This window comes from Deltaproteobacteria bacterium (assembly GCA_016930875.1).
Lineage (GTDB): Bacteria > Desulfobacterota > Desulfobacteria > Desulfobacterales.
This window is the reverse complement of sequence record JAFGFW010000116.1, coordinates 1-12,055: the sequence shown is the minus strand read 5'-3', so window position 1 is coordinate 12,055 and position 12,055 is coordinate 1. Positions and strand designations below refer to the sequence as shown.

Sequence of the window (12,055 nt, the reverse complement as noted above, 5' to 3'; positions counted from 1 at the left end):
GCTCACTGGTGGGGCTCCCGGACTTCAAATCCGGTGTGGGGCGCTAAAACCGTCCCGGGTGGGTTCGATTCCCATGCACTTCCGCCACCTTTCCAGTTTATTCCAATATATTATCCTCTTTTTTCCCCCAGAAACGCGTCCCAAACTGGTCTCCTATTATCACCTGAGGGATCTGTTTGCAAGCCACAGCACGCCATTGTCACAGTAGAGCTAACTCTTTCGCGAAAAGAGCGTAGCGTCTGGCCGCATCTGTCACAGTTTTATGCTACAAGGATTAGGTATGGACAGGAGGCGACCTTTGGTCTTTACTTCAGAAATCAGTTCTGATACATAACGCGTTAAAGTCTCTAAATAATTTCTCAAGTTAACTCTTACTTACGTAACTCAATGTGGAATCGACCGACAAGAGGTCGCCTTTTTTAAGAAGTGCTTCGCATGGTTCAGGAGTCTGAGTACAAAGGATTCAGAATGATGCAGGAGATGGGGTCTACGTTTGACTTTTACTCCTCTTTAACAAGAGTCAAACGTAGACTTGCCCCTTATTCCCCCAGCAAAAAAAACATGCTGAGCGTGGTGAATCAATGTGTCAGAAGCTTTGATCCGTTGAGGGCCAGTTTTGATTTGTCAAGATGAAAGATTTGACCTCAGGCCGCCCGAAAAAAATTCAAAAGCAAACAGTATATTAACAATGGTCTGTTTGCCCCACCTTTACTTATTCAGCAATGTTACTCTGCAGTTGAATCCTTACTGTACTTCTGCTAAGAACCTGAAAGTCTCGTCATTTATGAAAGATGTTGCCTACCAAAAGGAGAAACGATATTTGCGATGGATCAGACATTTTATGTTACGGAAATAGAAGTCGGTTATCATCCGGATGGTTATAGAATCGACAAGACCGCTTCGCCGATGAATCGGTATACCAAATGGCAGATTATGCGGGGCAATAATTGGTGTAATCCGAAAGCCGTCAGTTTTCATGCTTTACCGCAGCAAGGCTGGTTTAAAGTAGAGAAATTTGACTGGGATAACAGCCCTATTACTGAAAAGTAGTTCAATTCGATAATGTGCGGAGCTGATACGCCTTAGGGCTCGCGCAAGAATAAGTTCGCAGGGTTGGCGCTCAGATTTGGTTCAGATTTGGCCGATCCGATTGAGCAAAACCGCAGGAATAGCGAGCTATTTCGAGGAGTTTGAGAATGAGGCATCGGTCAAAGATGGGCTGAAGCTGAGATGCCAAAATGTGAAGTTATTTTTGCGCGAGCCCTTAGTTTCATGAACATCGTTGACGGAGAATTTTAGAAAGCGGAAAGCGGGACATTTCTATAGTCCTCTTCAACGAAATGCTTGTTTGAAAGGAGGTTATGCAATGCCTATAGCCGAAGTCAGCATAGTCCCGTTGGGAACAGGCTCTCCCGGTGTGAGTAGTTATGTGGCCTCATGTCTCAAGGTTTTGGATAGCTCCGGCCTGAGCTATGAACTCCACGGTATGGGGACAATCATTGAAGGTGACCTGCAAGACCTATTCCAAGTCATACTCAAAATGCACGAAGTCCCCTTTAAGAAAGGCGCTCTTCGCGTTGTCACGTCCATAAAGGTAGATGATCGCCGAGATAAGAAGGCTTCCGCGCAAGACAAGGTCAAATCAGTCATTAGTAAAAAGTAACGTAACTGTTTACGGGTTCAGGGTTCAACGAAAATCCGAGCCTACTTCGCCAAAGCACTGGCTGCGACCGCTGAAACTGTCCCGCCGGCGGCGGGCCAACGAAAGAAGTCCATAATGGCCCAAAACAATTGGAACGTATTGCTGAAAAGGAGTGATTATGACAGCTAAAATAATACCCCACAAAGCAAAGAGAGCCCGATCTGTAATTGATTGGGACTGGATGCGTTGTGAAGTCGAGACTGAACCCGCTGAAATTCCGGTCATGGGAACTGTGGCTGCAGGCCAACCCATAGAGGCCCTCCCCTATCACCAGACAATCTCAATTCCCAGGGACATGGTTGGCCGATTCCGAACATATGCCCTTCGGGTTGAAGGTCACTCCATGGTAGATGAGAATGTCCAGCACGGAGACTATATTATTATTGAAGCCAGGGAAACGGCTGAGAACGGTGAGACCGTTGTGGCCTTGATCAATAACGAAGAGGTCACGTTAAAGAAGTTGTACATCGAGCCGGACCACATCCGTCTGGAGCCAGCCAACCGTGAGATGAAACCGATCATTCTGCACAACCATGAGATCAAAATCCTTGGGGTGGTGTGCGCAGTGATCCGGAAATACAGGTATCACTGACAGATCTGAGAGATCAGTCCGGGAAAACCAAGTGGTATCTACACAAGAACCGGTTCACCGGGGGACGAAAAACTGGCGAGATCGGCTACAATAGCGCCTGGATCGAGTTGAGGTGACGTTAGAGGACGTAAAATAGGAGACCGGGATGCCTCCTAGCCTCCCAATAGGCTGCCTCGATGATTGATAAGGCTAAGATAATTGATACTGTTTGCGAAAGGCTGAAAAAGCTTCCTCTGGGCCACTACCTGGACCTGCAGACATACAAGCGCAACAGGTCGCTCCTCATCGCTAGAATGGATGAAGGCGACCTTTTGGTCATTGAAAACGGCTATTTCAAGGAGAGGTTTCGCGTAAGGCCGGAAAAGCTGAAAAAATTGCTCAAGACCCTTTTAAAAAAAGAGTTCCCCAGAAGTCAGAAGATCAGGCTCTATGTCATGGGTGAATTCGAGGAAGATCAGGCTTTCAATGTGAAGCGAAAAATACTTTAACCCACAAACACGACATGGACCATCTTTTCGGCAGATGGGCCGAAAAGGAATTTAAACAGCTTCCAATGAAAATCGATTCAGAACGTAAGATAGATAAGCAACTCTGGCCATGAAAAACGTCCTGATTGACACCAACATTTACACGCATGCACTTAAAGGAGATCCGGAAACGGTCAACGTTCTGCGGCAAACAAAGCAAATAGCCATCTGCTCTATCAGTATCGGAGAATTGCTATCAGGGTTTAAAGCGAGGAGAAGGGAGAAAAAGAACCGGGAAGAGCTGGCTGGGTTCTTGGACACACCGCGCGTTCGGTTGCATGGAATAGATGAAGATACAGCGGAATTCTATGCCACAATCCTGGCAGGCTTAGAGCCTACTCTGCAACTGTTCAGATGTCGAAATCATATCTAGGCAAAACCTGAACTAGAGGCCCGGTCAAGCTTGCTTGCCAAACTGTGACATCCATCAGCTAGACGATTTTTTATACATCTGATTATCCAGCCACAGGACATGCCAGTTCACAGGCTCTGCAGTACATTATGCATATACTCGGAGAATCATCACTTTCCGGTTTTTCGAAAACGGCTTTATTCCCTTCATCCTCTTTCATTTGTCCATTACATAAAGCTCTCCTGTAGGAACCGAGCAATGATATTGCATTCTTCTTTCAACCATTGACTCAGGCGCTTGGCAATACTTTCCAGTCGCCGGTTCCCCGGAGTTCCTCCTTTCTTGTCGTCCCACCAATCAAGTTCTGGTTCATCCTGCTCGTGGACCAACGCCAGGACGAATACGGACTTTGCAGCAGCAGGCAACTCAAACTTTCCGTGTGTCTGATGAGACGGCGAGCTTCGAAGCGAATCAACGCTGGCAATCCCCGCCAATGACGCTCCTGATAGCTTCGCCTTTTCTACAATATGAGCGCACTTATCCGACGGGGTATGAGAAGTCACGAGTTCTTGCCAAAAGATTTGAGTCAAACAACTGACTGATTTTGTGACAGATTTTATGTGATACTGTCAATGACACCCTCACTTGCCACCTATGCACTTCTCATATCTAAGGACGTAAGGACCATTCAGGAGCTACTGGGACATCGCACGATTACACAGACTTCCAAATATGCTCATGTTTTGATGTTTCAAAAGGTGATGTAGTGGACAAAACGATCAAGTTCTTTTCCGACATAAGATTTTATAATAACAAGATATACCAAGAATAGAATAGGGTTGATGTGGAAACTCAATATCGCTACTCAATATCGTTGTTGACAATTAATCCCGGCACTGTTATTGGCTAGCGGTATCCTGGTTGTAACTGTTTGTCAATAACAGGCTATTATGAAAAAGAAAAAGGCCACCCAACTTCGTGCAAAGGCCAGGGAACGGCAAAAGGCTGTAAGGGAACGAAAGAAGGCTCTGGGGTTGAAGCAACTCAATATATGGATCAGCAAAGATTCGTTCAACGTATTGTCACGCCTTCATAAGAACCTTAAACACAGCTCAAAGGCTGAGACCGTGGAATGGGCAATATACCTGTTAAGAAGACGTGTTGAAATCTACATAAGAGAAACCTCCGACAAGCCTCCAGGCTTCTATCTGCTAGACTAGTGTAATGCGAGAAGCAGGACATTAGATATTCAAACTTCCAAAAGCATTTCCCTGGGCCGATCCCCTTCAGGCCAATCCTTAATATGAAGATTGCCTTCTGTGGGTGCGCGGTCGTGGCTCATTCTATTTGGTAAAACCATAATCCTCTCTTAACGACCTCGCCTCTTGCGACCGCGTAACTGGCCCCAGAGAACTGCGTGACAAATTCCGGTGTTGATAGAAACACAAGGCTCTGATATGAAGAATAAAATTGCTTCGCGTATCGCTGCTTAGAAATGGAAATCTTGATATTCTTAAGTTCGTGAGCTGTCACTGTAACCAAAATCGTGGGGGAACAATGGGAACATCAGAGCGTTTAGCGGAACGGTTGGAGCGTTTGGCACGCCTCGTGCCGGGCATAGGGAGTTATCAAGACAAAGAGGGCTTGCGCGATACGGACAAGAAGCTGCGGGGAAGCCTGGCTGAGCGTCTTGATGGGGCGAGAAAGGCTGTAGAAGACGTTATCTCAGCCCTTCAAGAAGTGGGCCATTTTGAACACTTGGACCGGCTCGGTCGCTTGGAACGTAAGCTCCATCAAGCGGCCGACTCGATCCGGTTCGCCAGCTACGGTTATTCAGGGGTGTTTGGCGCGGTCAAGATTGATGAGCCCAAACTCGAGAGGCTCTATGCCTTTGATACCGCCCTGGCAGAATCCGTGTCAGCACTTCAAGATGCTGCCCAGGGTTTGAAGGGCACGGCGCCTGAGGCCATAGGAACAGATGCGCTAAAGCCGCTGGAACAGCAAATCGCCTCCCTTGATGACAAGGTCCGGGAAAGGCCGGCCCTTTTTCGAGACTAATGCCTGACGGCTTTGCAAAGGGTCTCGACAACTTGTCATTTCGAGCGAAGCGAGAAATCTTGCCCATTTAACATGCCGAACATATAAGATTTCTCCCTGCAGTCGAAATGGCATATTCACTGGACTCGACTTTTTGCTTTGCCGTCTAATGCAGAGTTTCTGCTACACCATCATGGCTAGTGCCACATGGGCAGATCAAGGCACGATTCTTGTATATGATTGATTTTTTTAAAGCAGGCCTGACGGCTTCGTAAGAAGTCCATCAGGCTTAAGGCCGCAAAGAATACCATCCGTACAAAGGAGGTCATCATGGCTGTGTTCCTGGAAATTATTGAGTGGTTTGATGAGACCGGCGACGTCATGGTCCACCGTATCCCTGAAGAGGGTTCGGGAGATATCAAGATGGGCGCGCAGCTCATTGTCAGGGAAAATCAGTCTGCCGTCTTTTTCCGCGACGGAAAGGCCCTTGACCTCTTTGGTCCCGGACGCCACACGCTGTCCACACTGAATCTTCCCCTCATAACCAAGCTCCTGAGCCTTCCCTTTGGATTCAAGAGCCCGTTTCGCGCGGAAGCCTATTTCGTAAATTTAAAGGTCTATACGAACCTCAAGTGGGGCACAAAAGACCCTGTGGCATTCAAGGACTCCAAACTTGGTCTTGTGCGGCTTCGCGGATTTGGCAACTACACCATGCGTGTCATCCAGCCCCTCCTCTTTATTAATACCCTTGTGGGGACACGGGGTATCTTTGACACGGATGCCATTTCCGATTATCTTCGAGACGTCATTGTCTCTCGTTTGAATGACCTGCTGGGCGAAACCCTGGACACGATCTTTGATCTGCCGCAGCAGTATGATGAATTTGCCGTTGCTCTAAAGAGCAGGGTCAAAGATGATTTTGAACGTTATGGCATCGGTCTGGTGGACCTCTACATCAACTCCATTACGCCGCCCGAAGAAGTGCAACGCATGATCGATGAGCGAAGCGGGATGCAGGCCGTGCAGGATCTTGATGCGTTCTTGAAGTTCAAGGCGGCCAAAGCAATGGGAGATGCAGCCACAGGTGGCACGGGAGGCACTGGCGGGGCTTCGGAGGGTCTTGGCCTTGGCGTCGGCGCGGGCCTCGGCATAATGCTTCCCGGGATACTTCAAAAGTCCATGGCAGACGCAGGAACGCAAAAGCAAAGCATCGCCTGTCCCCAATGCCATGCGCCCGTCAGCATGGAGGCCCGGTTTTGCCCCAATTGCGGTCACCAGATGGTGGTAGTGAATCGATGTCACGCATGCAATAAGGACCTGCCACCTGAGGCCAGTTTCTGCATGGTTTGCGGGATACGGGTTGAAAAACCCGATATCAAGTGTCCCAAGTGCGGGGCCGATGTGCTCGCTGAGGCCAATTTCTGCAACAATTGCGGTGAAAAAATACGGTAATGGACCTGTTTCTTTCCACCCGTTGCCCACAGTGCGGCGCTGACATCTCATTTGAAGAAGAGAGCACGGTTATTCGTTGTGACTACTGTGGAGGCGCGCTGCATATTACAGGTCGTTCAGGCGTCATACGCACCTATATTACACCACGCAAGGATATCCGGCGCATCAAGAAGGCGATTCAAAACGCCACAAAAGAAATCGGCGCCAAGAACGCCCTTGTCAGCGAAAAGAAGCTCTTTTTTGCCCCTTACTGGCGTATAAAAGGTATGGTATTCAGGTGGGTATTTGGCAGGAATGTCCAGGGCCAAATCACTAAGGAGCTAAAGACAAAACAACTCGATCAGACCTTCCCGGCCTATGACGGAATTAGCTTGGGACTGCGCTCCCTGGGCATCAGGCCCGGGGCTTTGAAGCTCCTTTTTTTCGATCGCTCGGAAATCTCCGAGATGGGGGCCGTTATGAAGGTCGGTGTGACTTTTAATGAAGCGGCAAGCCACGGGGCGACCTTGACGGGCGTGGGGCTTGATGAAACCGGCATACGGGTCCACCTTGACCTGACCCGCTTGATTGGTGAGCGATACAGTATTGTCTATTTCCCCTTCTGGAGGATAAAGGTCTCGGCGGGAAATGAATCTCGCATCTTGATACTCGATGCGGTAGCAAACAGGGTAACACGGGTGCTCACCCAGGATCAATGGGTAGAGATGGCAACAAGGGCCGCAAAGCAGCCTGTCCGCATCAGTTTTAGCAAAGTCTCATTTATTCCGTTCAAGTGTCCCAACTGCGGATGGGAGCTTCCCTTGAATCGTTTTGACATCATTCATCTGTGTGGGACCTGCCAACGGGCATGGATGGAACGAGGTGGCAGATTCAGTGCAGTGCGATTTGATACGGCAGCCCCGCCAAAAGGCCTGAACCAACCCCTTGTCTTTTTGCCGTTCTGGGCGTTCCAGGCCGAGATTGCTTCCAATGGAAAATCCCTTAAGACAGCGGCAGACCTGCATGGTTTTTCCCTCTTGTTTCCCACAAGGTTGGCCCGGAGCACAGACCAAAAACCGATTCAGTTCTACGTGCCTGCGGTCGCGATCCGAAATATTTCGGCAGCAAACAAACTGGCCACAAGCATTACCCAGAGCCAGCCTGTCTTGGAGTATATGTCCAAGGAAAGTATTTCCGACTGCAACCTAATGGGTGCATTCTTGCCCCCAAAAGCAGCTGGTGGAATGGCAGATATCCTGCTTTGCTCCCTGACACCGAAAAACAATCGAAAGAGCCAGGCCTTTGTGCAGAATGCAGACATATCTATCAGCAAGATGCATCTGTTGTGGTGGCCATTTTATGAACAGCGCCTTTTTCTTAGGGATGCTCTTTGCGGTTGTGGCATCCAGAAGGGCACGATGTCCGTGGACGGCTGAAACGCGAGATATAATATGATTGTCAGATTCTGGGGCGTTCGGGGTTCAATTCCCGCACCTATGAGCTCTCACGAGGTGAAGGCAAAGATTGTGTGGGCGTTCAGGATGGCCATGGGCCATAATCTTGGCGATGAAGGCGCACTGAAACGCTTTGTTGACGGGCTGCCCCAGCATATCGGGGGAACGTATGGAGGCAACACACCGTGCGTGCAGTTGCAGTCAGGGGACACTACAGTCATCTTTGACGCGGGCTCAGGTATCAGGGCGCTCGGTCTGGACCTGATGGAAGGGAGCTTCGGCCAAGGGACCGGGACTTGCCATCTCTTTTTGAGTCACACCCATTGGGACCACATACAGGGCTTGCCCTTCTTCCTTCCAGCCCATGTGCCCGGAAACCGAATCATTATCTACAGCCCCCATGTCGACATAGAAGAACGCCTCAAAGCACAACAGGCGCCCGCGTATTTTCCGGTTCCCCTTGAATCCATGGAAGCAGACATTGAATTCTTTCCCCTTGCTGAGGCGGAAACCATAAGGCTTGACGAGCTGAGTGTTTCCAGCATTGGGTTGAAGCACCCTGGCGGCTCCTTTGGCTACCGTGTTGAGAAACAAGGCCCTTCCTTTGTGTATGCCACGGATACGGCCCTAAACGATCTTTCGGAATCGGATCAGGAAAAATTCATCTCGTTTTTTTCCCATGCAAAAGTCGTAGTAATTGACGCCCAGTACACGGCAGAGGAAGCGGCCAGCAAAGAGACCTGGGGACACAGCTCTCCGCTTGCCGGCGTTGACATGGCCCTTCGAACCGGAGTCGAGACCCTGGTCCTTTTCCATCATGAACCCACCCATGATGATCAAGCGCTGCACGAAAAATTTGAAAGGGCACGAAAATACGTGGAATCGAAGCGCCAAAATCAGACCTGTACTGTGCTCATGGCTTACGAGGGCTTGCAACTGACAGTTTGAAGGACTAGGGTATGGACCTTGAGGCAAGGCAGACTGTAGAAAAGATCCTTGGAGGAGATGTCCGAACGGCCGCCAGGCTGATCAGGGATATCGATGATGGCATTGCCTCGTCAAGAGAGGTCCTAAAAGCCCTTTATCCCCATACTGGAAGGGCCTATATCATTGGGATAAGCGGCTTTCCCGGCGTTGGGAAAAGCACCCTGGTGGATCAGATGATTCAGGCCTACAGAACGGCCGGGAAAGGCCTTGGCGTGCTTGCCGTGGATCCGACCAGCCCCTTCTCAGGCGGCGCCATACTTGGAGATCGGGTTCGAATGCAAAGGCACGGCACAGACCCTGGCGTATTTATCCGGAGCCTTGCCACGCGTGGCCATTTCGGCGGTCTGACCCGTTCGACCCATAGCGTCATCGATGTCCTGGATGCCATGGGCAAGGAGATCATCCTGGTGGAGACAGTGGGCGTTGGCCAGGACGAAGTAGACATTGTCACAACGGCACACACGACGATCATAGCCCTCATTCCCGGCATGGGAGACGATATTCAGGCTATTAAGGCGGGAATCCTTGAAGTGGCTGATATCTTTGTGATCAACAAGGCAGACCGGGATGGGCTCAAAAAGACCATGAATGATCTCCAGGCCATGCTGGACATGAATTCCCGCTGGGACGATGAGGGAGCGTGGCGTCCGCCCATCATGGCCACCGAGGCGATTCGAAACAAAGGTGTTCCGGAACTGCTGTCGCAAATTGAGGCACACAAGGCCTCTTTATTCGATCATTCCAAAACGCACCTTAAGGAGCACCTCAGGAAAAGGGCTTTTAGAGAACTTGTAGATACGGTGAAAGAGAGTGTGGTCACGGAGATCGTTCAGAAGCTGGAAAACTCCGAGTCATTTCAAGGAATGATTGACGACCTTGTAGAAAAGAGAACTGACCCTTTCACTTTGTGCGAGCAGATTATGAGTGAGCAAAAGTTGACTGGTTAAGTACTACTCAACTATTTCACCACTCGACTACTCAACCATTGCGTACCAACCGGGGCTTTACCATGACCTTTGATTGATAATCTCGTAAAAAGTCGTCACTCCGGGCTCTCCGCCATAGGCTCTGGCCCGCAGGCGGGTGAAAACCGGAGTCCAGAGCCTTTGTAACTAGCTGAATAAACTGGATTCCGGCGCCTGCCCCGGACCACGATCCGGGGTTCGCCCGAATGACAGTCCGCCGGAGACGGATTTCGACTTTTTGCGAGACCGTCTTGATTCACTTTTGGCATTTGCATCACCCAAGGAGGTTCTGTATGCCCAGAAAGAAGCAGGTTAAATCACCGCCCATTGGCGAGAAGATCAAAAAGGCGAGACAGAAGAAAAGGGTGACCCTGAATCAGGTAGCTAATGATACTGGCTGCAGCATTGACTACTTGAAGAAGATCGAATCCGGCAAGGTCATGCCGCCAGTTGGCACCCTGCTGCAGATATCTCGTGCCCTGGAGATCGATTCAGGGACTTTGCTCAGGGAACAGGTGTCAACGGCCAAAAGACGCGTCAGGGCATACGAAAAGCGCACTGAAAATTACGCCTACACGACCTTGACCCCGGGCGCGGAAAAAAAGCACTTAAAGGCCTTCCGCGTGACAGTAGATGCCATGAAGGATCACAAAGGAGTCGGCTACCAACATGAAGGAGAGGAATTCGTGTATGTCCTGGCCGGAGATATGGAAGTGACCGTGGGTGACCACGTGAACAATCTGAAAGAGGGGGAATCTCTTCATTTTAACTCCGGGATCAGGCACAAACTGAGGAATGTCGGGGACAAGAAGGCGGACCTTCTGGTTGTCATATATACGCCGTAATGAATGAACTAAAGTGCCTAAACCCGCACCAACAAACCCACGGAGTAACCTATGTCTTTTCAACTTACTGACGAACAACTCATGATTCAAACCATGGTCCGGGACTTTGCGAGAGAGGTTCTTCTCTCGACGGCCATGGAGCGAGACCGAACAAAGGAATTTCCAGCCGAAAACCTGAAGAAAATGGCAGAGCTCGGCCTCATGGGGATGATGGTACCGCCTGAGTATAATGGTGCGGGGGTAGATACCGTTGGTTACATATTGGCCCTTCAAGAGGTGGCATATGCTTGTGCTTCTACTGCTGTAGTCATGTCAGTCCACAATTCTATCGTGTGTGAGACCATTAATCGCTTTGGGACCGAGCAACAAAAAGAAACCTACTTAAAACAACTGGCTGCAGGCAAGGTCATCGGCGCTTTTGCCATAACCGAGCCGCAGGCAGGATCGGATCCTCTGAGCCAGGCCACCTCGGCTGTGCGCGACGGAAACCACTACGTCATTAATGGCACCAAACGTTTCATAACCTCCGGAAAGAACGCCGGCGTTACCATCATCACCGCAAAAACAGACAAGACAAAACGCCATAAGGGGATCAGTGCGTTCATTGTAGAGAAGGGTATGCCGGGCTTTACGGTGGGAAAGACCGAGGAAAAGATGGGGCTGTGCGCCTCTGATACGAGCGACCTTATTTTCGAAGACTGCAGGGTGCCGGCCGAAAACCTGTTGGGTCAAGAGGGAGATGGTTTCAAGATCTCTATGACCGCCTTGGATGGCGGCCGAATAGGCATAGGCGCACAGTCTGTGGGTGTGGCTCAGGCCGCCCTGGATGCGGCTGTTTCATATGCCAAGGAACGTGAGCAGTTTGGGCAACCGATTTCAAAATTTCAGGGCCTGCGCTGGATACTGGCGGACATGGCTACAGAACTGGAGGCCGCCCGGCAGCTCACTTTTTCCGCGGCGGCCAAAAAGGACAGAGGTGAAAGATACACCATGGAAGCCTCCATGGCTAAGCTCTTTGCATCTGAAATGGTCAACCGCGTTACGGCCAAAGCGTTGCAAATGCATGGCGGGTATGGTTACACCAAGGAATATCCTGTGGAGCGCTTCTACAGGGATGCCCGGGTTTTCACCATCTATGAAGGCACATCAGAGATCCAGCGAGT

At 50.0% G+C, this 12,055-nt stretch carries 15 protein-coding genes; 14 read left to right on the top strand and 1 reads right to left on the bottom strand.

What is annotated here, in order from left to right:
* From JW883_10535 to JW883_10510, 6 genes are all read left to right on the top strand, one after another.
* Positions 1 to 208 (top strand): hypothetical protein (locus tag JW883_10535; protein MBN1842703.1); only part of this gene is annotated, 208 nt, incomplete at its 5' end.
* A gap of 617 nt (positions 209 to 825) precedes the next feature.
* The gene (locus JW883_10530) at positions 826 to 1,050 is read left to right on the top strand and encodes a hypothetical protein (protein MBN1842702.1); all 225 of its coding nucleotides are present in this window, start codon (positions 826 to 828) and stop codon (positions 1,048 to 1,050) included.
* A gap of 316 nt (positions 1,051 to 1,366) precedes the next feature.
* A complete protein-coding gene (locus tag JW883_10525) occupies positions 1,367 to 1,663 on the top strand; it encodes an MTH1187 family thiamine-binding protein (protein ID MBN1842701.1) in 297 nt (98 codons plus the stop codon).
* Between the two features lie 220 nt (positions 1,664 to 1,883).
* Complete coding sequence (gene lexA / locus JW883_10520) at positions 1,884 to 2,294, top strand: repressor LexA (GenBank protein ID MBN1842700.1); 411 nt, start codon at positions 1,884 to 1,886, stop codon at positions 2,292 to 2,294.
* A gap of 176 nt (positions 2,295 to 2,470) precedes the next feature.
* A complete protein-coding gene (locus tag JW883_10515) occupies positions 2,471 to 2,782 on the top strand; it encodes a hypothetical protein (protein ID MBN1842699.1) in 312 nt (103 codons plus the stop codon).
* Positions 2,783 to 2,891: 109 nt separating this feature from the next.
* The gene (locus tag JW883_10510) at positions 2,892 to 3,194 is read left to right on the top strand and encodes a PIN domain-containing protein (protein ID MBN1842698.1); all 303 of its coding nucleotides are present in this window, start codon (positions 2,892 to 2,894) and stop codon (positions 3,192 to 3,194) included.
* Positions 3,195 to 3,400: 206 nt separating this feature from the next.
* Here the strand turns inward: JW883_10510 and JW883_10505 are convergent, their stop codons facing one another.
* A complete protein-coding gene (locus tag JW883_10505) occupies positions 3,401 to 3,736 on the bottom strand; it encodes a hypothetical protein (protein MBN1842697.1) in 336 nt (111 codons plus the stop codon).
* A 387-nt stretch (positions 3,737 to 4,123) separates the two neighbouring features.
* On the opposite strand from JW883_10505, the gene JW883_10500 reads away from it, so the two are divergent.
* From JW883_10500 to JW883_10465, 8 genes are all read left to right on the top strand, one after another.
* Positions 4,124 to 4,393 carry a hypothetical protein gene (locus tag JW883_10500; GenBank protein MBN1842696.1) on the top strand — a complete coding sequence of 90 codons (270 nt, stop codon included), beginning with the start codon at positions 4,124 to 4,126 and terminating at the stop codon, positions 4,391 to 4,393.
* 337 nt (positions 4,394 to 4,730) lie between these two features.
* A complete protein-coding gene (locus JW883_10495) occupies positions 4,731 to 5,231 on the top strand; it encodes a hypothetical protein (GenBank protein MBN1842695.1) in 501 nt (166 codons plus the stop codon).
* A 309-nt stretch (positions 5,232 to 5,540) separates the two neighbouring features.
* Positions 5,541 to 6,662 (top strand): SPFH domain-containing protein, encoded by a 1,122-nt coding sequence (locus tag JW883_10490; protein MBN1842694.1) that lies wholly within the window; start codon positions 5,541 to 5,543, stop codon positions 6,660 to 6,662.
* Positions 6,662 to 8,077, top strand: coding sequence for a hypothetical protein (locus JW883_10485; protein MBN1842693.1), 1,416 nt, complete (start codon positions 6,662 to 6,664; stop codon positions 8,075 to 8,077). Before JW883_10490 ends, JW883_10485 begins: the two co-directional genes overlap by 1 nt.
* A 75-nt stretch (positions 8,078 to 8,152) precedes the next feature.
* A complete protein-coding gene (locus JW883_10480) occupies positions 8,153 to 9,043 on the top strand; it encodes an MBL fold metallo-hydrolase (GenBank protein MBN1842692.1) in 891 nt (296 codons plus the stop codon).
* 11 nt (positions 9,044 to 9,054) lie between these two features.
* Positions 9,055 to 10,029: a methylmalonyl Co-A mutase-associated GTPase MeaB gene (meaB, locus tag JW883_10475; protein ID MBN1842691.1), complete on the top strand. Its 975-nt coding sequence runs from the start codon at positions 9,055 to 9,057 to the stop codon at positions 10,027 to 10,029.
* A gap of 311 nt (positions 10,030 to 10,340) precedes the next feature.
* Positions 10,341 to 10,892: a helix-turn-helix transcriptional regulator gene (locus JW883_10470; GenBank protein MBN1842690.1), complete on the top strand. Its 552-nt coding sequence runs from the start codon at positions 10,341 to 10,343 to the stop codon at positions 10,890 to 10,892.
* A 51-nt stretch (positions 10,893 to 10,943) separates the two neighbouring features.
* Positions 10,944 to 12,055, top strand: a 1,112-nt coding sequence (locus JW883_10465; GenBank protein ID MBN1842689.1) for an acyl-CoA dehydrogenase, incomplete at its 3' end; no start/stop codon positions are given.

Excerpts from the sequence above, each read along its gene's own strand:
- meaB (MBN1842691.1), top strand. The coding sequence starts at position 9,055 with ATGGACCTTGAGGCAAGGCAGACTGTAGAAAAGATCCTTGGAGGAGAT.
- JW883_10525 (MBN1842701.1), top strand. The coding sequence starts at position 1,367 with ATGCCTATAGCCGAAGTCAGCATAGTCCCGTTGGGAACAGGCTCTCCC.
- JW883_10510 (MBN1842698.1), top strand. The coding sequence starts at position 2,892 with ATGAAAAACGTCCTGATTGACACCAACATTTACACGCATGCACTTAAA.
- JW883_10470 (MBN1842690.1), top strand. The coding sequence starts at position 10,341 with ATGCCCAGAAAGAAGCAGGTTAAATCACCGCCCATTGGCGAGAAGATC.
- JW883_10500 (MBN1842696.1), top strand. The coding sequence starts at position 4,124 with ATGAAAAAGAAAAAGGCCACCCAACTTCGTGCAAAGGCCAGGGAACGG.
- lexA (MBN1842700.1), top strand. The coding sequence starts at position 1,884 with ATGCGTTGTGAAGTCGAGACTGAACCCGCTGAAATTCCGGTCATGGGA.
- JW883_10495 (MBN1842695.1), top strand. The coding sequence starts at position 4,731 with ATGGGAACATCAGAGCGTTTAGCGGAACGGTTGGAGCGTTTGGCACGC.
- JW883_10515 (MBN1842699.1), top strand. The coding sequence starts at position 2,471 with ATGATTGATAAGGCTAAGATAATTGATACTGTTTGCGAAAGGCTGAAA.
- JW883_10490 (MBN1842694.1), top strand. The coding sequence starts at position 5,541 with ATGGCTGTGTTCCTGGAAATTATTGAGTGGTTTGATGAGACCGGCGAC.
- JW883_10530 (MBN1842702.1), top strand. The coding sequence starts at position 826 with ATGGATCAGACATTTTATGTTACGGAAATAGAAGTCGGTTATCATCCG.
- JW883_10485 (MBN1842693.1), top strand. The coding sequence starts at position 6,662 with ATGGACCTGTTTCTTTCCACCCGTTGCCCACAGTGCGGCGCTGACATC.